General features: G+C 63.7%; 24 protein-coding genes. 10 read left to right on the top strand and 14 right to left on the bottom strand.

The features are described from left to right. Nucleotides 1-112 precede the first annotated feature (112 nt). The 7 genes from AOT83_RS15665 to AOT83_RS15635 form a co-directional block, all read right to left on the bottom strand. Nucleotides 113-928: an SDR family oxidoreductase gene (locus AOT83_RS15665; protein ID WP_057966142.1), complete on the bottom strand. Its 816-nt coding sequence runs from the start codon at nt 926-928 to the stop codon at nt 113-115. Nucleotides 929-937: 9 nt separating this feature from the next. Beyond that, a complete protein-coding gene (locus AOT83_RS15660) occupies nt 938-1,711 on the bottom strand; it encodes a DUF2182 domain-containing protein (RefSeq protein ID WP_078285394.1) in 774 nt (257 codons plus the stop codon). 29 nt (nt 1,712-1,740) lie between these two features. Beyond that, on the bottom strand, nt 1,741-3,054 hold the full coding sequence (locus AOT83_RS15655; protein ID WP_044103979.1) for a pitrilysin family protein: 1,314 nt from the start codon (nt 3,052-3,054) through the stop codon (nt 1,741-1,743). Next, nucleotides 3,038-5,305, bottom strand: coding sequence for a polyribonucleotide nucleotidyltransferase (locus AOT83_RS15650; RefSeq protein WP_030093920.1), 2,268 nt, complete (start codon nt 5,303-5,305; stop codon nt 3,038-3,040). Before AOT83_RS15650 ends, AOT83_RS15655 begins: the two co-directional genes overlap by 17 nt. A 271-nt stretch (nt 5,306-5,576) precedes the next feature. Continuing rightward, complete coding sequence (locus AOT83_RS15645) at nt 5,577-6,005, bottom strand: hypothetical protein (protein ID WP_070921541.1); 429 nt, start codon at nt 6,003-6,005, stop codon at nt 5,577-5,579. Between the two features lie 95 nt (nt 6,006-6,100). Beyond that, nucleotides 6,101-6,370 carry a 30S ribosomal protein S15 gene (gene rpsO / locus AOT83_RS15640; RefSeq protein ID WP_030093922.1) on the bottom strand — a complete coding sequence of 90 codons (270 nt, stop codon included), beginning with the start codon at nt 6,368-6,370 and terminating at the stop codon, nt 6,101-6,103. Between the two features lie 93 nt (nt 6,371-6,463). Continuing rightward, nucleotides 6,464-7,426, bottom strand: a complete 963-nt coding sequence (locus tag AOT83_RS15635) for a bifunctional riboflavin kinase/FAD synthetase (protein WP_030093923.1) — start codon at nt 7,424-7,426, stop codon at nt 6,464-6,466. A gap of 104 nt (nt 7,427-7,530) precedes the next feature. On the opposite strand from AOT83_RS15635, the gene mntR reads away from it, so the two are divergent. The 6 genes from mntR to AOT83_RS15605 all read left to right on the top strand — a co-directional run bounded on the left by mntR (nt 7,531) and on the right by AOT83_RS15605 (nt 11,603). Next, entirely contained in the window at nt 7,531-8,253 is a 723-nt protein-coding gene (gene mntR / locus AOT83_RS15630; protein ID WP_030093924.1) for a manganese-binding transcriptional regulator MntR, read from the top strand. A gap of 1 nt (nt 8,254) precedes the next feature. After that, complete coding sequence (locus AOT83_RS15625; RefSeq protein WP_030093925.1) at nt 8,255-8,827, top strand: DUF4262 domain-containing protein; 573 nt, start codon at nt 8,255-8,257, stop codon at nt 8,825-8,827. 105 nt (nt 8,828-8,932) lie between these two features. Then, a complete protein-coding gene (locus AOT83_RS15620; protein WP_057966143.1) occupies nt 8,933-9,250 on the top strand; it encodes a WXG100 family type VII secretion target in 318 nt (105 codons plus the stop codon). A gap of 4 nt (nt 9,251-9,254) precedes the next feature. Beyond that, nucleotides 9,255-9,566: a WXG100 family type VII secretion target gene (locus tag AOT83_RS15615; protein ID WP_030093927.1), complete on the top strand. Its 312-nt coding sequence runs from the start codon at nt 9,255-9,257 to the stop codon at nt 9,564-9,566. 1 nt (nt 9,567) lies between these two features. Next, nucleotides 9,568-10,878, top strand: a complete 1,311-nt coding sequence (locus AOT83_RS15610; protein WP_057966144.1) for a polymorphic toxin type 37 domain-containing protein — start codon at nt 9,568-9,570, stop codon at nt 10,876-10,878. Continuing rightward, nucleotides 10,875-11,603: a hypothetical protein gene (locus AOT83_RS15605; RefSeq protein ID WP_057966145.1), complete on the top strand. Its 729-nt coding sequence runs from the start codon at nt 10,875-10,877 to the stop codon at nt 11,601-11,603. The genes AOT83_RS15610 and AOT83_RS15605 overlap by 4 nt, the downstream gene beginning before the upstream one ends. 3 nt (nt 11,604-11,606) lie before the next feature. Here the strand turns inward: AOT83_RS15605 and truB are convergent, their stop codons facing one another. Genes truB through AOT83_RS15585 form a run of 4 tightly spaced genes read right to left on the bottom strand, consistent with a single transcriptional unit; the run spans nt 11,607 to nt 14,589 of the window. Next, nucleotides 11,607-12,503, bottom strand: coding sequence for a tRNA pseudouridine(55) synthase TruB (truB, locus tag AOT83_RS15600; protein ID WP_081343755.1), 897 nt, complete (start codon nt 12,501-12,503; stop codon nt 11,607-11,609). Then, a complete protein-coding gene (locus tag AOT83_RS15595; protein WP_030093931.1) occupies nt 12,500-13,141 on the bottom strand; it encodes a 4'-phosphopantetheinyl transferase in 642 nt (213 codons plus the stop codon). The genes truB and AOT83_RS15595 overlap by 4 nt, the downstream gene beginning before the upstream one ends. 4 nt (nt 13,142-13,145) lie before the next feature. Then, complete coding sequence (locus AOT83_RS15590) at nt 13,146-14,099, bottom strand: metallophosphoesterase (RefSeq protein ID WP_030093932.1); 954 nt, start codon at nt 14,097-14,099, stop codon at nt 13,146-13,148. A gap of 13 nt (nt 14,100-14,112) precedes the next feature. Then, nucleotides 14,113-14,589 (bottom strand): hypothetical protein, encoded by a 477-nt coding sequence (locus tag AOT83_RS15585; protein WP_057966146.1) that lies wholly within the window; start codon nt 14,587-14,589, stop codon nt 14,113-14,115. A gap of 115 nt (nt 14,590-14,704) precedes the next feature. On the opposite strand from AOT83_RS15585, the gene AOT83_RS15580 reads away from it, so the two are divergent. Continuing rightward, entirely contained in the window at nt 14,705-15,328 is a 624-nt protein-coding gene (locus tag AOT83_RS15580) for a DUF3558 family protein (RefSeq protein WP_057966147.1), read from the top strand. A gap of 11 nt (nt 15,329-15,339) precedes the next feature. Here AOT83_RS15580 and AOT83_RS15575 read toward each other — a convergent pair whose 3' ends face one another. After that, complete coding sequence (locus tag AOT83_RS15575) at nt 15,340-15,609, bottom strand: DUF2277 domain-containing protein (protein WP_057966148.1); 270 nt, start codon at nt 15,607-15,609, stop codon at nt 15,340-15,342. Between the two features lie 81 nt (nt 15,610-15,690). Between AOT83_RS15575 and AOT83_RS15570 the strand changes: the two genes are divergently transcribed. Genes AOT83_RS15570 through AOT83_RS15560 form a run of 3 tightly spaced genes read left to right on the top strand, consistent with a single transcriptional unit; the run spans nt 15,691 to nt 18,759 of the window. Continuing rightward, nucleotides 15,691-16,899: an acyl-CoA dehydrogenase family protein gene (locus AOT83_RS15570; RefSeq protein ID WP_057966149.1), complete on the top strand. Its 1,209-nt coding sequence runs from the start codon at nt 15,691-15,693 to the stop codon at nt 16,897-16,899. Continuing rightward, entirely contained in the window at nt 16,892-18,004 is a 1,113-nt protein-coding gene (locus AOT83_RS15565) for an acyl-CoA dehydrogenase family protein (protein ID WP_109394686.1), read from the top strand. Before AOT83_RS15570 ends, AOT83_RS15565 begins: the two co-directional genes overlap by 8 nt. Further along, nucleotides 18,001-18,759, top strand: a complete 759-nt coding sequence (locus AOT83_RS15560; RefSeq protein ID WP_030093938.1) for an enoyl-CoA hydratase — start codon at nt 18,001-18,003, stop codon at nt 18,757-18,759. Before AOT83_RS15565 ends, AOT83_RS15560 begins: the two co-directional genes overlap by 4 nt. Here the strand turns inward: AOT83_RS15560 and AOT83_RS15555 are convergent. Together AOT83_RS15555 and AOT83_RS15550 are read right to left on the bottom strand one after the other, a co-directional pair. Then, entirely contained in the window at nt 18,756-19,361 is a 606-nt protein-coding gene (locus tag AOT83_RS15555) for a GNAT family N-acetyltransferase (RefSeq protein ID WP_057966151.1), read from the bottom strand. The two genes, AOT83_RS15560 and AOT83_RS15555, sit on opposite strands and share 4 nt — an antisense overlap. An 87-nt stretch (nt 19,362-19,448) precedes the next feature. Next, the gene (locus AOT83_RS15550; protein WP_057966152.1) at nt 19,449-19,670 is read right to left on the bottom strand and encodes a hypothetical protein; all 222 of its coding nucleotides are present in this window, start codon (nt 19,668-19,670) and stop codon (nt 19,449-19,451) included. Nucleotides 19,671-19,721: the final 51 nt, after the last annotated feature.

Below are 19,721 nucleotides of genomic sequence, written 5' to 3'. Positions count from 1 at the left end.
CGCTAACTTACGTCAACGCTAGCAGGTCGAGGGTGCGATACGACAAGAGCTGAGTTAGTCACACAAATCGTGAATGTGTGATTTGTGTCACACATTCATGTGGGCGCACCGGCTACGAGGACTTGACCTGCTCTTCGAGTACGCCCTGGTAGCGACGCATACCGGCAATCCACCGGTCGTAATCGGCGCCCTTCTGCCGGTACATGTCGAGCACCTGCGGGTGCGGTAGCACCAGGAAGGTCTCGGCACGTATCGCATCCAGCGTGATCCTCGCGACGGCCTCGGGTTGCAGTACCGCCCCGGCGGCCGTGATCGAGCTACCGGCCACCTTGGTCGCGGGATCATCGGATTGCGTGAGACCGTCAAGCAAGGGGGTCTTCACCCCCATCGGGCATAGACAGCTCACCCCGATCCCCTTGTCGCCATATGTGATCGACAGCCATTCGGCAAAACCGACGGCCGCGTGCTTGGTCACCGAATAGGCCGGCGAACCGAGCTGGGTGAGCAGCCCGGCAGCAGAAGCGACCGACACAAAATAGCCGCGCCCGCGCTCCACCCATTTCGGCGTCAGCAAGGTTGCCGCCCGGATATGTGCGCGCAGATTCACATCGAAGGCGAGGTCCCAAGCGGCCTCGCCGATATCCAGTCCCAGCCCACAGCCAATGCCCGCGTTGGCCGCGTAGAGATCGACGGGGCCAAATTCCTTCTCCGCCAAGGCGATGAGGGCCTCGATATCGGTGCTCGAGCTGGCATCGGCACGCTGTCCGATGATGCGGCCCGCCCGCGCCGCGGCAGTGGCCGCCACAGCATCGGCATCGATGTCCGCGGCCACGACCCGGGCTCCGTCATCCGCCAGACCCCAGGCGAGAGCCTGTCCAATTCCCGAACCGGCTCCCGTGACGATGGCGACGCTGCCGTTGATGTCCATGCCCGAACCCTATTGGATGGCGAAAACCCCGACCGCAGCAGCCGCGACGACGAACAGGCCCGCGAGAAGCCATGCCGTTCGGCGCGGATACCGGGTGAATCGCTCCCAGGTGACCGCGGCGGTCAATCCCACCATCCACGCCAGGTGCGCCGAGGGCGCGACGGCCATCGTCAGCATCATCGCCCAGCAGGAGCGGATGCACGCCCACCCGCTGATTGCTCCGAATCGCATGAGGCCCTTGGCCGCCGGCCAGCCATCCGGGGGCAGCGGTAGCGAGCGGTGGCATTCACCGAGCGCCCGGCACTTCATCGGAGTGAGCTGCCACATCGCCGTCAGCAGGAGCACGCCCGCGAACAACCACCACCGGCTGACGTTGCCGGCGGCAGGGAGCGCCAGGGTGATGATCAGCCCAACTACCGTCCACATTGCGAGCCAGACCGCCGCATAGAGAATCAGCGCACGCCCGCGGTCCCGTGGCACGTTCTGCTCGACGTACCGGACCGCGGGAAGTGTGGCCGGTCCCATCATCGCGATGGTCATGACAATCCAGGAGACGATGGCGATCCACAACGCGGGCTGATGCACCACCGGCGTGGCCATCGGCGCCATGTTCGCGTGATTCATGCCGTGCATATGCTCGGCCATGGGCGCTCGCTCGTGGGCGGTGGCGTGCTGCGGGAGGAACGCGAAACCCAACCACGACAACAGAATTATCGCGGTCGCGATCCCGGTGTATCTGCCAGCCGCCAGTTCTCTGACGCGCTGGATCGCGTTGGCGGCCATCAGTAAGAGAATATCTTGCCGACGCGCACCTAGCTCGGGGATTCGATCATCGTTCGCAGTGCGCGCGGCAGCGTCCGCTTGGACCGGTACGGACCGACTACGGCCGCACCGGCTCGACCGCTGAGCAACTGCCGGGCGATGCCATTGACTTCGTCGACCGTCACCGCCTCGATCTTGTCCAGGGTCGCCGAAATCGTGCGGTGCTTACCGTTGTTCAGTTCGCTGCGACCCATTCTGTTCATACGAGACGCCGAATCCTCAAGCCCTAGAACAAGTCCGCCAGAGAGCGCACCCTTGGCCCGTTCGATCTCCGCCGCGGTGAATCCGCCCTCGACGACCGACCCCAGTACTTGCGAGGTCACCTTGGCCACCTCGTCGAAACGCTCCGGTGAGCAGCCCGCGTACACCGACAACGCTCCGGTATCGGAGAAGGTGTCCACCGTCGAATAGACCGCGTACACCAGTCCACGCTGCTCGCGAATCTCTTGGAACAGGCGGGAACTGAGCCCGCCACCCAACGCACTGTTGAGCACCGACAACGCCCAGCGGTACTGCCAGCCACGTCCGGGGGTACGCACGCCCAGCGACAGGTGTACCTGCTCGCCGTCCCGCGACACCAACTCCAGCCCCGGTGTCGCGGTGACTCGACCGCTCCCCTTACGGGGCGCCACCGTCTTCACCGAAGAATCCAGATGCGACTTGAAGTACTTGCGCGCCAAGCGCACTACGCGATCGTGCTCGATGTTCCCGGCCACGGCCAACACCATGCGCTCGGGCCGATACCGGCGGACGTGAAACGAATGCAGCTGGGACCGCGTCATCGTCGATATGGATTCCGAGCTGCCGAGCACACTGCGGCCTATCGGATGATCTCCGAACAGAGCCCCGAGGAATGCCTCCCCCAACAGGTCCTCGGGGTCGTCGTCACGCATCGCGATTTCTTCGAGCACGACATCGCGCTCGACCTCGACATCCTCACGGGCGCATCGTCCGCGCAGCACCACATCGGCCACCAGGTCGATCGCCAGCTCCAGATCGGAGTCCAGCACGTGTGCGTAGTAGCAGGTCTGCTCGCGTGCGGTGAATGCGTTCAGCTCACCGCCGACCGCGTCAATCGACTGTGCGATATCGGCCGCCGACCGCGTGGGCGTCGACTTGAACAGCAGGTGTTCGAGGAAGTGTGCCGCACCGGCGACACTGCGCCCCTCATCGCGCGAGCCGACGTCGACCCACACGCCGACGGACGCCGAGCGCACCGAGGGCATAGCCTCGGTGACTACTCGGAGACCACCTGGAAGGACCGTGCGACGTACGGCGCTCGGAACGCTACTCCGCGACGGCATCTGCCGGCTTGGCCTCGGCCGCGCCGTTACTGTCGGCGGAAGCATCCGCGGCCTCGTCGTCGCCGACGGGGACCAGCGAGATCTTGCCGCGGTTGTCGATGTCGGCGATCTCGACCTGAATCTTGTCGCCGACCTTGACCACGTCCTCGACCTTGGCGATCCGCTTGCCCTTGCCGAGCTTGCTGATGTGCACCAGTCCGTCGCGGCCCGGAAGCAGCGACACGAACGCACCGAAATCAGTTGTCTTGACCACGGTTCCGAGGAAACGCTCACCGATCTTGGGCAGCTGCGGGTTGGCAATGGCGTTGATCTTGTCGATCGCGGCCTGCGCCGCCTCACCGTTGGAGGCACCCACGAAGACGGTGCCGTCATCCTCGATGGAGATGCTGGCGCCGGTCTCCTCGGTGATCGAGTTGATCATCTTGCCCTTGGGCCCGATCACCTCACCGATCTTGTCGACCGGCACCTTGATGGTCGTGATGCGCGGCGCGTACGGGCTCATCTCGTCGGGCGCGTCGATGGCTTCTGCCATCACCTCGAGGATGGTGGCGCGGGCGTCCTTGGCCTGCGACAGGGCCGCGGCCAGCACCTGCGACGGGATGCCGTCGAGCTTGGTGTCGAGCTGCAGCGCCGTGACGAAGTCCTTGGTGCCGGCGACCTTGAAGTCCATGTCACCGAAGGCATCTTCGGCGCCCAGGATGTCGGTGAGCGCAACGAAGCGACGCTCGGTGGTGCCGTCGGCCAGTTCGATGTCATCGGACACCAGGCCCATGGCGATACCGGCGACGGGAGCCTTCAGCGGCACACCGGCGTTCAGCAGCGACAGTGTCGAGGCACAGACCGAACCCATCGAGGTGGATCCGTTGGAGCCCAACGCTTCGGAGACCTGACGGATGGCGTACGGGAACTCCTCGACGCTCGGCAGCACCGGCATGAGCGCACGCTCGGCCAGAGCGCCGTGACCGATCTCGCGACGCTTGGGCGAGCCGACGCGACCGGTCTCACCGGTCGAGAACGGCGGGAAGTTGTAGTGGTGCATGTAGCGCTTCGAGGTCTCCGGCCCCAGCGAGTCGATCTGCTGCGCCATCTTGACCATGTCGAGGGTGGTGACGCCCATGATCTGAGTCTCGCCACGCTCGAAGAGCGCGCTGCCGTGTGCCCGCGGGATCACAGCGACCTCGGCCGACAGTGCGCGGATGTCGGTGACACCGCGGCCGTCGATACGGAACTGGTCCTTCAGGATGCGCTGGCGCACCAGCTTCTTGGTGAGCGAACGGAATGCCGCGCCGATCTCCTTCTCGCGGCCATCGAAGCCCTCCTGCAGACGACCCAGAACCTCGACCTTGATTTCATCGGTCTTCTCGTCGCGCTCGGCCTTGCCCGCGATGGACAGCGCCTGCGACAGCGGCTCGGTGGCCACGGCAGCGACGGCGGCGAATGCGTCGTCCTGGTAGTCGGGGAACAAGGGGTACTCGCCGACGGGCTTGGCGGCCTTCTCGGCCAGCTCCTGCTGCGCGGTGCACAGCGCGGCGATGAACGGCTTGGCGGCCTCAAGGCCTTCGGCGACGACGGCTTCCGTGGGAGCGCCGGCGCCGCCTTCTACAAGCGCGATGACGTTGTCGGTGGCCTCGGCCTCGACCATCATGATGGCCACATCGTCGGCGGTCTTGCGGCCGGCGACGACCATGTCGAACACGGCCGTCTCCAGCTGCTCGATCGTCGGGAACGCGACCCACTGGCCCTCGATCAGGGCCACCCGGACACCGCCGACGGGGCCGGTGAAGGGCAGCCCGGCGATCTGCGTGGACGCCGACGCGGCGTTGATGGCCAGCACGTCGTACAGGTCGGCGGGGTTCAGGCTCAGCACCGTCACCACGACCTGGATTTCGTTGCGCAGCCCGCTGACGAAGGTCGGGCGCAGCGGCCGGTCGATGAGACGACAGGTCAGGATGGCGTCGGTGGAGGGACGTCCCTCACGGCGGAAGAAGGATCCGGGAATCCGGCCCGCGGCATACATCCGCTCCTCGACGTCAATGGTCAGCGGGAAGAAATCGAAATGATCCTTGGGGCTCTTGCTGGCGGTCGTGGCCGACAGCAGCATGGTCTCGTCATCCAGGTAGGCGACGACAGAGCCGGCGGCCTGCTGGGCCAGTCGCCCGGTCTCGAACCGGATGGTGCGGGTGCCGAAGGTCCCGTTGTCGATGGTCGCGGTGGACTCGAAAACGCCTTCTTCAATTTCTGTAACAGACATAAGTTCTGGAATACCTCTCATACATTCTAAGTGAGCAGCACGTGGCTGCATTGGGCATGCGTGCCATCACGCGGTCAGCGCGCGGACGTACCAGCGCGAAGTGGACCCGGAAGGTGATCGGCCACGGCCGTTCGATCGAAGCCGCCGGGGAATCGATGAGTACAAGCGTCGAACCCGGCAGCCACTACCGAAGACCGCCCGTTACCCGGCGGGACCAGCATGACAACCCAGACACCCTATCACCTGCGGCGTTTGCGGCCATGCACCTTGATCAGGGCAGTTCCTCCACGCATACGGTGAAGTTGCGATCGACATACGGATAGCCGAGCCCGGTGATGCATTCGTCGGCGGTCGAGACTTCCTGCAGGACTTGGGTGACGCGTTTCTTGTTCTGAGCGTTGACGTCGTTGCAGTCGACCCGCACCGGGTCACCGTCCCATTTGTCGGGGACGCTCATGCAGCTGCCGACCACCCAGTCGATGTCCAGGCACAGAGCCTGACTCTTGCGACCGAATCCGCGCTTGGCGTAGTAGGAGGAGTCGGCGTCGCGTGGACAGTCCGCATCGGTCGCCGCCTTCGCGAAGACCTTGAAATTGGACTGAGGACTACCGCACGGTTCCTTGACCAGCTTGGCGTGCTGATCGGTGCCGCTGAGATTGACGCAGTCACCAACGGCCAGGCCATCGGTGGCCGATGCCATCGAACACGCCGACAACACGACCGCACCGGCAACGACAAGAGCGACAGAAACCGCGCCTCGGATTCCAGAACGACCCAGCCGAGGAGAAGACAAAGTCAGCGGCGCAGACCCAGGCGCTCGATCAGCGAGCGGTAACGCGCGACATCGACCTTGGCGATGTACTTGAGCAGCCGGCGGCGACGGCCGACCAGCAGCAGCAGACCACGACGGCTGTGGTGATCGTGCTTATGAGTCTTGAGGTGCTCAGTCAGATCGACGATGCGCTTGGTCAGCATCGCGACCTGGGCCTCGGGAGAACCGGTGTCGGTCTCGTGCAGCCCGTACTGGGTGAGGATTTCTTTCTTCTGCTCGGTAGTCAATGCCACGGCAAGCTTCTCCATCACTGGGGTTCGCGTCGAATGTTTCTGGCGGGCCACCGCGAACTGCAGCTCACACCGGTGTTGGAGTGTACCGGCGGGCTAGCCTCGCGCCAAAATCGTGCGAGCTTTCTGGGCATCGCGCCCCATCTCGTCCACGAGTGCGTCGACCGAATCGAACTTCTCCATGCTGCGGACCCGCGCCACGAAATCCACGGCGACATGCTGGCCATAGAGATCCGCTGCGGTGTCCATGATGAACGCCTCGACGGTGCGCGCCTTGCCGGAGAACGTGGGGTTGCTGCCCACCGAGACGGCCGCCTGATAGCGCTCACCCGGCACGACGGTTCCCATGGTGGGACCATGCCCGAGCAGCGTGAACCAGGCCGCATACACCCCGTCGGCGGGAATGGCGGCGAACATCGGCGGCGCCACGTTGGCCGTCGGGAAGCCCAGTTCCCGCCCACGACCGTCACCTCGGACCACGACGCCCTCGACGCGGTGTGGACGGCCCAATGCTTCGGTGGCCGCCACCATGTCTCCGGCATCGACGCAGGATCTGATGTACGTCGAGGAGAACGTGACCGCATGCTCGGTGACAAGAGAGACAGCGTCGACCTTGAAGCCGAATCGCTCGCCCGCCTTCTTGAGCATGTGGACATTCCCGGCGGCCTTCTTGCCGAAGGTGAAGTTCTCCCCGACCACCACCTCGGCCACGTGCAGACGCTCGACCAGCAGCTCGTGCACGTATCGCTCGGGCGAGAGCTTCATGAATTCAGGGGTGAACGGCACCACCAGGAAGACATCGACACCCAGTTCCTCGGCCAGTTCGGCGCGCCGGGTCAGGGTTGTGAGCTGGGCCGGATGGGTTCCCGGGAACACCACTTCCATCGGGTGGGGATCGAAGGTCATCAGGACGCTCTTGAGATTGAGCTCGCGCGCCGCCTTCACCGCACGCCCGATCAGCTCGGCGTGACCTCGGTGTACACCATCGAATACGCCGATCGTCAGAACGCACCGACCCCAATCGGACGGGATTTCGTCTTGCCCGCGCCAGCGTTGCACGGCATAAAGCCTACTTCGGAAGATGCGAGAAGGCCGACTTGACTTTCGGGACGCGGCGGCTGGTTAGGCTGAGCATCCCTTGGCGCCTGGTTAGGCTAAGCATCGTGAGCCCCACTCGATCCGACCGACCCGCCGGATCCGCCGACACCGACCTGACGACGGTTGCCCAGGATTACCTCAAGGTGATCTGGACCGCGCAGGAGTGGTCGCGCGAGAAGGTAAGCACCAAGATGCTGGCCGAACGCATGGGCGTGTCGGCGAGCACCGCCTCCGAGTCGATCCGCAAGCTCGCCGACCAAGGTCTGGTGGATCACGAGAAGTACGGCGCCGTGACGTTGACGAGCCAGGGCCGCAAGGCCGCGGTACTCATGGTCCGCAGGCATCGGCTGCTGGAGACCTATCTGGTCAACGAACTCGGCTACGGGTGGGACGAGGTACACGACGAGGCTGAGGTGCTCGAGCACGCCGTCTCGGATCTGCTGCTGGCCAAGATCGACGCGAAGCTCGGTCACCCGCAGCGCGATCCGCACGGCGACCCGATTCCCGGCCCCGACGGGCAGGTGCCCACTCCCCCGGCTCGCCAGCTGTCGGACTGCGCCAACGGTGACACCGGCGTAGTGGCCCGGATCTCCGACTCAGATCCTGAAATGCTGCGCTACTTCGACACGGTCGGCGTGGCATTGGACGCCCGGGTGACGGTCGACGAACGACGGGACTTCGCCGGAACCATCTCGGTGTCGATTGACAGCGCCGGACCAGACAGCGGCGAGAAGAAGCTGGAGCTGGGAAACCCTGCAGCTCAATCGATTTGGGTCGTACTCGACTGAAATGACCGACCACGCGGCGTGTGAGTGCCTCCTGTGTGTCGACTACGGCGACCGCCACGACTACAACGACAGCGATCGCGACATCATCGGCAGCGTCACCGAATACGGTTGGAGCGCACTGGGAATCGGCCCCACCTCGGCGGAGGAAAGCCCACCGTTCGCCTACACCGTGGGACTGTGGCACACCATGCGCCTGCCCGAGCTGGCAATCTACGGCGTCAACGACATCACCATGATGCAGCGTGCTCTCAACGCAGTCGCCAAGCAGGCACAGGAAGGCCGGGTGCTGCAGGTCGGCGAGACGTTCGAGGATGTGCTCGCCCTGCCCGCCGTGGACGACTACCAGGTCAAGCTCTCGCCCATCGATCCGAGTTGGTATGACAACGAGTTCGGGTTCGGGCTGTGGTTCAACCGGACGAACCGCGTGCGGTACCTGCAGATCCTCTGGCCCGATGGCGAGGGCCGGTTCCCCGGGAACCCCGAGCTCGACCCGCATTTCGCCGACCGGCAGCCGCTGATGTGGATGCCCAGGGAGTTGCACCCGCCAAGCCGGTGGATCCGCCCGCCCGACTGACCTGTCTTTTGGGGGTATGAACATCCGTGAAAAAGGCGGAACCGAATCGCCGCCGGCCGCGTCAGACCCATAAAAGACCGCATCGAACCCAGGGAGGGCGAGGCAATGACATCAGCCGGCAATCCGCCGCTGCAGGTGGTAATCGACGAGGTCGGTGCGCTCAGTAAGTTCGCCGCGGGCCTTGCCGACCAAATGAGAGCGGGGTCAAGTTCACTGGATCGCGACGTCCAGTCGTTGTTCGGTGTCTGGAAGGGCAGCGCCGCCGATGCCTACCGGTCCGGATGGGACGAAATGCAGGAGGGCGCAACGAAAGTATGGAACGCGCTGACGGATATCGCCTCTACGCTGGACTCAAATGCTGCGGCATTCCACGCGCAGGAGACCTCCACCGCCTCGTCCATCACGTCGACACAGGCGGGCTGAGGGAATGGCCGCTCACGTGGAATCGGAGTTCTCCTTCGATCTTGACCACATCGAGCAGGTGACGTCGCGCGCTCGGGGTTTCAAGGAGTTTGTCACCGAGAACCTCGACCAGCTGGAGTCGCGCGCTCAGACACTTGTGCAAAGCGGGCAGTGGACCGGTGCCGCTGCTGCCGCCTACTCCGAAGCCCACAAGGAATGGATGGATGCGGCGCGTGAGCTTGTCGAGGGGCTGAACCAGATGGAAGAGGCCGCGCGAACCGCTCACGGCGCCTACTCGGAGGCACAAGAAGCCAATCTTCGAATGACGCGGGGTTGATATGCCCGTTGTCGTCGAATCAGCGGCGTACTACGCGGCCGCCAACACCTGCTACAAACTCTCGAGCGACGTCCAAGCCGCGTTCAAACCTCTTTCCCGTGCTCTCACCCTGGAAACCAGCGGAATGGCCGGCGGCTATCAAGCCGTCAAAGCCTGGTCTTCGGGGTACGACAATCGTGCCGCTGCTCTCACCACGGCGAGCACCGAATATGCACGAGCGCTGCAACGCCTGGGCGACATCCTGACAGCGGCGGGCTACAACTGGGCCATCGCCGATTGGAGAGCGAACCGCGATCCCAACAAGGGAACGGGCCCGGCTTGCCCCCGGACGATCCCGTCCGAATTGCCTTATGGGGCAGACGTCGTCGTCGGTGTGGCATCGTCAAAACACAACGGCCCGGGTCTCGAGTCGGATGTGCCCGACCTGTACAAGAAGGTCGTTGCTCAGGTGGCGGGCGGTGAGATCCCGGACGGTGATACCGACAAGCTCGACAGTGCGGCCAAGGCGTGGAAGACCTTTGCCGATAATGACGCGATCTCACGGGGCGAATCCGATCTGAGGCTCGCGGCTAGTGCATTGAGCAATTTTCATGCTCCGGATATCCCGAACCTCAGCGAGCACCTCACGACGCTCTCGACAAGTGCGGGCAGAATCAAGCTGGCGGCAAGCGATCTCGCGACCTCGACAACCGCCCACCACGCGGCGCTCAATCAGCTGCGCTCAGATATGCAGTTCGCCATCGCCACCACTCTCGGTGTTGGACTGGCCGCCATCGCCGCGATCGCTGTTATCACTCGTGGCCGTGCTACCGCAGGTGGCGCCGAGATTGCAGCCACGGCGGTGGACGCCTGCGCGTCATCGCTTGCGGCATGCATCCGCCCATTCCTTACGACGTTGGGCGGTATCACTTTTAGCGCAGAAGCGGTCACCGCTGCGGGCCTCGGCGCGATCATAGGGTTGTCGATCGCAACGATTACCGGGGAAACAGTCGTCTACTCGAACTACAAACCACCTGGTGACGCGTTCGACAAGACCGGCGCAAAGGCACCTGGTTATCCGGGTGACTATCCAGCGGGATCGTTGTCACAAGAATATGTGCCACCAAAGGGCGGCCCCAGATGGGTACCGAACCCAAACGGTAGAGGATTCGGCTGGGAAGCTGCCGACGGCAAGGTCTGGGTTCCTACTGGGCCCGGTTCGCCAGCGCGACCAGGAGGCGCGCACGGAGGCCCGCAATGGGACGTTCAGAATCCCAAAACAGGTAGACACGAAAATGTATTCCCGCCTCGTACCGAAGGAGAAGGTGAGTGAGTGACGACAAGGCGCTAATACTGGAGGCGACCGGAGTTCAGTACCAACTACCTTTAGACGAAGCGGCGTTCTTTGAGTGGCTCGATAAGATACCTGCAGTCCTGTCGTACAGTGGCTACGACAGAACTCTGGAGATAGCGATCGCCCCTTCCGCTATTGATGAAGATGCACTATCTGAATTTGTTGCGCTTTATCGCAGATATCACATGGATCCGGCAGAATTGCAAGTCTTCGCAGACCATCGCCTGGGTTCTTGGTTCAGCGCCCCAGATCGATTCTGGCATAAGGAAATTTTCGACCGCCCACCACCAGCTGAGGACCGTCGGAAGGGCCCGCTGTTCTCGGGCGAGCACATCTGGAGCATCAAGCCCACAGTCGGCACACATAGGAACGTCTGGCCCGCAGACGTCGACGTGATCGAGGCTCCTGATCACGTCGTTCTCGAGGCCACCGGTGTTCTCTACTACTCAACCTTCGACGAAAACGCTTTCTTCGAAAGGTTGGACAAAATTCCCGTCGTCTCGTCATACCAGGGACAACTAGAGACCCTCTATATCAATGTGGACATCAACAGTGACGGCGACGAATGGGACCTAGCCGAACTCGCCGCGCTCTACGCACGTTACGACATCGACATGACGAAACTCCGGGTGTTGACCGCCGTCAGGTTCGGCTCGTGGTTCAGCGATCCCAAATGGTGGTGGCACAAGGCGGTTTTCGGATAGTCGTTACAAATTCGCCGGACGCAGCACCACCACCGACGTGGTGCGAGAACCCTTATCGGCCAGCAACGCGATGACGCGATTATCGGCATCCACCGCCGCGTAGGTCCCCTCGATGCCGGCCGCCGCTAACGGACGCCCATTGCGCACCGAATCAACCTCCGCCGCATCCAAGTCACGTCGGGGGAATCCATCCCGGCAAGCGGTGTCCAGATCCAGTGTCAACGTCGCATCGTCGGCGAGTTCGTCGAGTGTGCGCGCCCTCTCGAGCGAGAAATCACCAACCCTGGTGCGCCGCAACGCCGTCAGATGCCCACCAACACCCAGCGCGGCCCCCGCGTCACGGGCCAGCGCCCGAATGTAGGTCCCCGAGGAGCAGTCGACTTCCACGTCCACATCGACATAGCCATCGCCCGGGCGCCGCACCGCCAGTACCTCGAACCGCGAGATGCTCACGGGACGCGCCGCCAGCTCGACCGACTGCCCCTCCCGCGCGAGCTTGTACGCGCGTTGCCCATCCACTTTGATAGCGCTCACCGAGGACGGCACCTGTTCGATATCCCCGCGCAGCCGGGCAACGGCCGCCTCGATATCCCCATCGGTCAGATGAGAAGCCGATACCGTTTGCAGCACCTCACCTTCGGCGTCATCGGTGCTGGTGCCCTGCCCAAAACGGATGGTGGCCGCGTACGACTTGGTGGTCAGCGTCAGCAGTCCCATGATCTTGGTGGCTCGTTCGATACCGATCACGAGGACCCCAGTGGCCATCGGATCGAGAGTGCCCGCATGCCCGACCTTGCGCGTGGAAAACAGCCTTCGGCAGCGGGAAACCACGTCATGGCTCGTCATCCCGGCGGGCTTATCGACAATTACGAGGCCCGCACGACTCAAGGGATCGGTCACGGCACCACGATGGCGGTCAAGATCAGACCCTTGTCGATGATCCACCGGCCGTCGAACGTCGAGAGCACGCTGCCGTCGTTAGCCTTGCCGTCCACCAGGATTCGTGAGGTGAAGGTCCCGTCCGGGTCGAGCGTGATGTGGGCGTCCTCGAAACCGAGCCACCGCGTTGTCAGCGGGAACCACGCCTTATACGTCGTCTCCTTGGCGCAGAACAGCAATCGATCCCAATGCGTGCCCCCAGGCAAGGCAGCGAGTTCATCGCGTTCGACCGGAAGGGTGATCGATTTGAGCACTCCGTTAGGCAAGACGTCATGCGGTTCGGCATCGATCCCCACCGAACGCACTTCGCCTACGCGGCCCACTACCGCGCCGCGAAATCCCTCGGTGTGCGTCATGCTGCCCACCACACCGTGGGGCCACAATGGCTGCCCCTTGTCCCCCTTGAGGATCGGGACCTCGGGTACGCCAAGGACGGACAGGGCCTGCCGCGCGCAGTACCGCACGGTGATGAATTCATTGCGCCGCTTGGCCACCGACTTGGCGATCAGCGGTTCCTCCTCCGGCAGCGGTGTCAACCCCGGTGGATCCTCGTACAACTCGGCCGAGGACAGCACATCGGGAACCACCGAGGCGATCAACTCATCAGTCACTGGCGCGCTCCTTGGCAAGCCGTTCACGGAATCGCTTGGCCGACACCCTCATCTGTTCGGTGATCTCAAAATGACCGCCGAACTCGTTGAGGTATCCGGGTGGATAGTGCGGGGCGGGAAGAATCTGCCTGAGCCACGAATACGGTTTGCGCTGCGCCCATTCCCGCGGATAGCCAACCGATACCTCCTCGAACCGGACATCGTCATACCAGGTGGTCCGCGGGATGTGCAGATGTCCGTACACCGAGCACACCGCGTTGTAGCGGGTATGCCAGTCCGCGGTCTCGGTGGTTCCGCACCACAACGAAAACTCCGGATAGAACAGTGCATCACAGGGTTCACGCACCAGAGGAAAATGGTTCACCAAGACTGTCGGCGTCATCCAGTCCAGATCTTCCAGTCGCTTCCTGGTGTACCGCAACCGATCCCGGCACCATGCATCGCGCGTCGCGAAAGGCTCACTGGAGAGCAGGAACTCGTCGGTCGCCACGACATTGCGATCGCGGGCGATCTTGAGACCCTCGGCCTTGGAGTTGGCCCCCTCCGGCAGAAACGTGTAGTCGTACAACACGAACATCGGCACGATGGTCGCGGGACCACCTTGTTCCACCCACACCGGATACGGATGCTCGGGGGTGACGACACCCATCTCATCGCACATATTGACCAGATAGTCATAGCGAGACTGCCCGAAGATCTGCATGGGATCACGCGCAGTCGTCCATAGTTCATGGTTACCCGGCACCCAGATCACCTTGGCGAACCTGCGCCGCAACAGATCCAGCGCGCCCCGGATGTCATCACTACGCTCGGCCACATCACCGGCGACGATCAGCCAGTCCTCAGGCGAGGCCGGATGCAGTTCCTCGAGAACAGACTTGTTGGCCGACTGCCCGACATGCAGGTCGCTGATCGCCCACAGCCTGGGCTCCCGTTCCTGCGTCATCCGGCCAATGTACCTACAGGTTTATCTTGCAACTCTGTCCCACGTCGAGAACTCGCAACGCACGTCCGCTTCCCACCCAGAATGCGCAGGACAGCGCCAGGTCCGTCAAGAGCCCGTCATCGAGGTGCTCGTGGGCTCGCGCCCAGAACTCGTCGTCCTCCCGTAATCCGACATGATCGGTCGCGAAGCGATGCGCGAATTCGGCCGCGATCCGCTCGGCGTCGCTGTATCGCGGCGAAGTGCGCCACTGGTCGGCGTCCGCATAGAAGTCGGCGTCCAACTCTCCGCTCTGAACGAAACGGGTGTTCTGGCAGACGGAGCATTCGTTCGCAAAGGCCACAGCCATACGTGCGAGTTCTCGTACCCCGATCGGAAGCCGGCTGCGGTTGTAGACCGCATCCGAAAATCCGGCGAAGCCGGGCGCCATCTCGGGCGAACCCATCAACCAGCCGGCCACATCGTCGTCCGCGTAATTCCCAATTCGTGCCATGGCGTCACGATACTCCCGGACTAGAACGTGTTCTAGTGTTTTCGATGTTCCGTATGAGATAGACACGCGGCTAGACTTCGGCGCACCGCGGCCGATCAGATTGAGGTGAATTCGCATGGCCCAACGGGCAGGCGTAGTCCGAGCTGGATTCTGCGTTGCCCTGATGGCGCTGACGCTGGGCGGCTTCGTGGTCTGGCGTACCGCACCGTCAGAGCACACCACCAGCGCACCCTTCCAGCTGCGGTTCTCCACGGCACCGATGACCGGACCCGCGAGCACGGGGGCCGCTACCACCACGATCAAATGGCCGGTTGTCCCGGTCACCGATCCGCGCCCCTTTGATCCCTGTTACGAGATCCCCAGCTCGGTCATCGCGGCCGCGGGCCTTGACCAGACGCCACCCGCGCCCGAAGAGGGACTGCGCTGCCGGTACGACTCGCGCAACAACTATCAATTGGCCGTCGAGGCGGTCGTGTGGCGCACATATGAGGACTCACTGCCGGCCGACGGCGTGGAGACAACCATTCAGGGTCACCGCGCTGCCGAGTACAACATCATGAAACCCACAGACTGGAACAACCAGTGGTGGGTGTCCTGCATGATCACCTTCAAGACCAGCTATGGCGTGGTCCAGCAGTCGCTGTACTACGCATCGCAGAAGTACTCCCCCGACGGCCCCGGTTGCCTCGTGGAAAATCGCCGGGTCGCAAACATTCTCGCGCCCGCCTACAAGTTCTGAGATCAGATCGGTCAGCCGCGAGCCGCGATGCGCGCCTGTACCTCGGGTCGCCGCAACGGGGGCACCGTCTTGGGTGGCTGACGCCGCGCAGGCAGCACGGCGAGCAGCCGCATCGTCGTGGCCGTCACCTCCGCCACCGCATGCTCGAACGCTTCCCGGTTGGCATCGGAGGTCTTCTGAATCCCGCTGATCTTGCGGATGTACTGCCGCGCCGCCGCCTCGATCTCCTGGTCGGTCGCGGCAGGTTCCAACCCGCGTAGTTCGGTGATGTTCCTGCACATACCTACGACAGTAGAAAGACAATTCCGATGACGCCATGCCCCACCCACCGGTTAGTTCACATGCGCGTGTATACGTAAGTCATGCCAGTGACGTCATCGGAGCCGTCTAGCGCGCTACGCGAACGCATCGCGGCCGCCGCGCACGAGGTTCTCGCCAGCCATCCCCCCACTTCCACCCCTGTTACCGAGCTGCTGGGCGCCGTCTATGACGCGGGCCTGGCCTGGGTTCAGTTCCCGGTCGGCCTCGGCGGCCTCGACGCGCCTCCTGCGCTCCAGTCCGTTTCCGACACCATCCTGCGCGCGGCGGGCATGCCAGACCCGTTGTTTATCAACGTGATCGGCTACGGCATGGCGGCACCCACGGTGCTCGCGCACGGGCAACCCGAGCTCACCCAGCGGATTCTGCGTCCGCTGTTCACCGGTGAGGAGCTCTGGTGTCAGCTGTTCAGTGAGCCCGGGGCCGGTTCCGACCTCGCGGGCCTGGCCACCCGCGCGATACGCGACGGCGACGAATGGGTCATCAACGGCCAGAAGGTGTGGACCTCTGGCGCCCATCAGGCACGCTGGGCACTGTTGGTGGCCCGCAGCAATCCCGACGTGCCCAAGCACCGCGGCCTGACTTATTTCGTGGTCGATATGACCGATCCGGGCGTCGAGGTCCGTCCGCTGCGCCAAATGACCGGAGATGCCGAGTTCAACGAGGTGTACCTCACCGATGTCCGCATCCCGGATGCACATCGGCTGGGCAATGAGGGCGACGGCTGGCGAGTCTCGATGACAACGCTGATGAACGAGCGCAGCGCGCTGGGCGGTGCGTTCGACCACGGTCGCGCCGGCGGATCGATCGGCAACGCACTGAATCTGTGGAAGCAACGCCCCGACCTACACACCCCCGAGCTGCGGGCCAAGCTGACCAACCTGTTCGTGCGCTCAGAGGGAAACCGCTATGGCACCCAGATGAGGATCGCCGCCCAGGGCGATGCGCCCATGGGTCCGGAGGGGTCGATCGGCAAGCTGATGGGCGCGGAGCTCAACCAGCAGATCTACGACTTCTGTGTCGAACTGCTAGGCATCGAGGCGACTCTGTACGCCTCTTACGATATGCGGCGCGTCGTCGAGGATGACCGCCGCGCCGACACCATGTGGGCCTTCCTGCGGTCCAAAGCCAACACCATCGAGGGCGGCACCTCCGACGTGATGCGCAACATCATCGGGGAGCGCGTTCTCGGGTTACCGGGCGATATCCGGGTCGACACCGACAAAGCATGGAAAGAGGTGCCCCGTGGCTGAATTCGAGTTCACCGAAGAGCACGGCGACCTGCGTTCGCTGGTGCGTAGTTGGTGCGAACGGGTCTGGACACCCGAGCATGTACGCCAGATCGCCGATGCCGGAACCATCGACCTGGAGGCCTGGCACGCCCTCGGGTCCGAGCTGGGTGTCGTGGGACTGAGCCTGCCCGAAGAATATGGCGGCGGAGGCCTGGGCGTAATCGAATTAGCCATCGTCGCAGAGGAATTGGGGCGAGCGCTGGCGTGTCTACCGTGGATATCGAGCGCAGCACTCGGCGCCGCCGCGCTGGTGGCCAGCGGCGACGGCGACGCCCTTACCGAATGGGTACCCGCATTGGCCTCCGGCGCCAAGACGATCACGCTGGCCGGAGGGCGAACCCGGCTCGCCGACGCCATCACAGTGTCCGCTGAATTCGACGACGACGGATGGAAGCTCACCGGCGACGCCGAGCACGTTCCAGACGGCGCCACCGCGGACGTGATTCTGGTGCTGGCCGATGCCGACTCTGGCCCAACACTTTTCGCGGTCGACGGGAACGCGCCTGGCGTTGATCGGCATGCCCTGGCCACCCTGGATCTGACCCGGCGCCAGGCCAACATCCACTTCGACTCGACTCCCGCACGGGTGATCGGCGAAGCCGGAAACGGCGCCTCGGCCGTATCGCATGCGCTGGACGTTGCCGCCACCGCGCTGGCGGCCGAACAGGCCGGTATCGCTGCCCACATGCTGGACGTGACAACCGAATACGCCAAGTCCCGAATTCAGTTCGGACGGATCATCGGGTCGTTCCAGGCCGTCAAGCACCGCCTTGCCGACATGGCCGCGGCCGCCGGGAATGTGCGTGGCGCCGCCTATCATGCGGCATGGTCACATGACGACCCAAGCCTTGACGACCCTGCGCTGGCCACGAGCATCGCCCAGCAGGTAGCGTCCGCGGGAGCGGTAGAGGTAACCGCCAAGGCCATTCAGAGCCATGGCGGCATCGGATTTACCTGGGAACACCCGGCCCACCTGTATTACAAACGGGCAGTCAGCAATTCGGCACTCTTCGGAGGCCGCGCCGTCCACGCCGAACGTATCGCCAAGGAGGTTATCGACGCATGACCGAACAAATTCTCTTGACGCAGACCGAAGACCGGATCTGCACCATCACGCTCAACCGTCCGCAGGCCCGCAATGCGCTGAGCAAGGCGCTCGGCGACGAGATCGTCAAGGCCGTCACCGCTGCCGACGCTGACGATAACGTCGACGTGATGATCCTGACCGCCGCCGACCCGGTGTTCTGTGCAGGCGTCGACCTCAAGGAGTTGGGCAGCGGCGATCGGGCCGACACCCTGGACCCGTGGTGGCCGGAGCTGTCCAAGCCGGTCATCGGTGCCATCAACGGCGCCGCCGTTACCGGCGGCCTGGAGCTGGCGTTGGCCTGCGACATCCTGATCGCCTCCGAAAAGGCTCGTTTCGCCGATACCCATGCGCGCGTTGGCATCCTGCCCACCTGGGGGCTGACCACGCTGCTGCCGCTGTCGGTCGGACGTGGCCTGGCGCGGCGCATGAGCCTCACCGGCGACTACCTCTCGGCCGAGGACGCGTTACGAGCCGGCCTGGTCACCGAGGTGGTTGCCCACGAGGACCTGCTGCCGGCGGCCAAGCGGCTCGCGGCGACCATCGCCGGGAACAACCAGCCCGCGGTACGTGAGCTCCTGGCCTCCTACCGGCGCATCGAGTCCGAGCTTGTCGGCAACGGCCTGCAGGTGGCCCTGGACGACGCGCATCGGTGGATCGAGCAGAATTCCATCGCCGAGGGTGTCGAGGAACGCCGCGCCGCGATCATGGCGCGCGGGCGTAGCCAGAACTCCTAGCGGTCGAACCGGTACAGGGCAATCCGGCGGTCCGGCCGAACATCGAACTCACCCATCGCGGTCCAACCGAGGCGGGCGAGCACCTTCAGGATCGACGGATTGTCGACCGCTGGATCACCCATCATCCGGCGACATGCAGGGTCGGCCTCGAACACGGCGAACGGGAGTAACCGGATCCACTCGGAAATGACCCCCCGGCCCAGATGCTCGGTGGCAGCAGTCGCTATGTGAAACCCCGTGTCGTGCGGATGAACGTCGTAGATCCGGGCGATCTCATCCCGGGCAGATCGATACATCTCCACATAGCCTGCCTCGACGCCATCTACCGAGAGGATGCAAGGCAGCGAGTAATGCCCGGCCAGTCGATACGAGGAATCTTCGCGCCATCGCACAGCCGACCAGGGCTGCTCCCACGTCTCGAGCAGATGTGGACGAGCAAACCACTCGCTGAGCATGTCCGGGTCCGCACTTTCCGGATCCACCGGCCGCAGTCCGTAGCGGGTGCCCTCAAATAAGGGCAATGGCGGAGGACCCGCATCGACGACCTCAGTAGCCACGTCGGTGATCTCTCGCCCGATTCGATAACCGGTGGAACTGTTCATCGGCGCGAGTGGCTCCGTTCGATCGATGGACCTAACTTAGGTAAGGCTACATTCTAGGAGCATCTATCGAGGCAATCTTTCAAACCCCTACATCAGGTGCGGCGTGTCCTTGTGGACTTTGTGGTCGTGGTGCACCGTGCCGCCGACTACCGCGAATCCGAGCCCTGCGGCGACCAGTAACGCAATGGCCGCGACCATTCCCCAGCCGTGATGCCCGGAGGCCAACGCCGCCAGCCCCAGCGCGGTGATCGTGACCGACACCAGCCCGAGGAAGTAGCCGGTCCACACGGCAAATCGATCAAGGTTCATTTCGAAACACCTCCTCATCCAGCGTTTCCCAGAATACCCCGCAAGTGACCT

The organism is Mycobacteroides sp. H001, from assembly GCF_001440005.1.
Taxonomy (GTDB): Bacteria; Actinomycetota; Actinomycetes; order Mycobacteriales; family Mycobacteriaceae; genus Mycobacterium; species Mycobacterium gwanakae.
Note: the sequence above shows the minus strand (reverse complement) of the source record. Positions and strands in the feature narration are given on the sequence as shown.

What these genes read in the sequence shown, in the direction of transcription:
- AOT83_RS15665 (WP_057966142.1), bottom strand. Translation starts at nt 928, where the DNA reads ATGGACATCAACGGCAGCGTCGCCATCGTCACGGGAGCCGGTTCGGGA.
- AOT83_RS15660 (WP_078285394.1), bottom strand. Translation starts at nt 1,711, where the DNA reads ATGGCCGCCAACGCGATCCAGCGCGTCAGAGAACTGGCGGCTGGCAGA.
- AOT83_RS15655 (WP_044103979.1), bottom strand. Translation starts at nt 3,054, where the DNA reads ATGCCGTCGCGGAGTAGCGTTCCGAGCGCCGTACGTCGCACGGTCCTT.
- AOT83_RS15650 (WP_030093920.1), bottom strand. Translation starts at nt 5,305, where the DNA reads ATGTCTGTTACAGAAATTGAAGAAGGCGTTTTCGAGTCCACCGCGACC.
- AOT83_RS15645 (WP_070921541.1), bottom strand. Translation starts at nt 6,005, where the DNA reads ATGGCATCGGCCACCGATGGCCTGGCCGTTGGTGACTGCGTCAATCTC.
- AOT83_RS15625 (WP_030093925.1), top strand. Translation starts at nt 8,255, where the DNA reads ATGACCGACCACGCGGCGTGTGAGTGCCTCCTGTGTGTCGACTACGGC.
- AOT83_RS15620 (WP_057966143.1), top strand. Translation starts at nt 8,933, where the DNA reads ATGACATCAGCCGGCAATCCGCCGCTGCAGGTGGTAATCGACGAGGTC.
- AOT83_RS15615 (WP_030093927.1), top strand. Translation starts at nt 9,255, where the DNA reads ATGGCCGCTCACGTGGAATCGGAGTTCTCCTTCGATCTTGACCACATC.
- AOT83_RS15610 (WP_057966144.1), top strand. Translation starts at nt 9,568, where the DNA reads ATGCCCGTTGTCGTCGAATCAGCGGCGTACTACGCGGCCGCCAACACC.
- AOT83_RS15590 (WP_030093932.1), bottom strand. Translation starts at nt 14,099, where the DNA reads ATGACGCAGGAACGGGAGCCCAGGCTGTGGGCGATCAGCGACCTGCAT.
- AOT83_RS15585 (WP_057966146.1), bottom strand. Translation starts at nt 14,589, where the DNA reads ATGGCACGAATTGGGAATTACGCGGACGACGATGTGGCCGGCTGGTTG.
- AOT83_RS15580 (WP_057966147.1), top strand. Translation starts at nt 14,705, where the DNA reads ATGGCCCAACGGGCAGGCGTAGTCCGAGCTGGATTCTGCGTTGCCCTG.
- AOT83_RS15575 (WP_057966148.1), bottom strand. Translation starts at nt 15,609, where the DNA reads ATGTGCAGGAACATCACCGAACTACGCGGGTTGGAACCTGCCGCGACC.
- AOT83_RS15570 (WP_057966149.1), top strand. Translation starts at nt 15,691, where the DNA reads ATGCCAGTGACGTCATCGGAGCCGTCTAGCGCGCTACGCGAACGCATC.
- AOT83_RS15560 (WP_030093938.1), top strand. Translation starts at nt 18,001, where the DNA reads ATGACCGAACAAATTCTCTTGACGCAGACCGAAGACCGGATCTGCACC.
- AOT83_RS15555 (WP_057966151.1), bottom strand. Translation starts at nt 19,361, where the DNA reads ATGAACAGTTCCACCGGTTATCGAATCGGGCGAGAGATCACCGACGTG.
- AOT83_RS15550 (WP_057966152.1), bottom strand. Translation starts at nt 19,670, where the DNA reads ATGAACCTTGATCGATTTGCCGTGTGGACCGGCTACTTCCTCGGGCTG.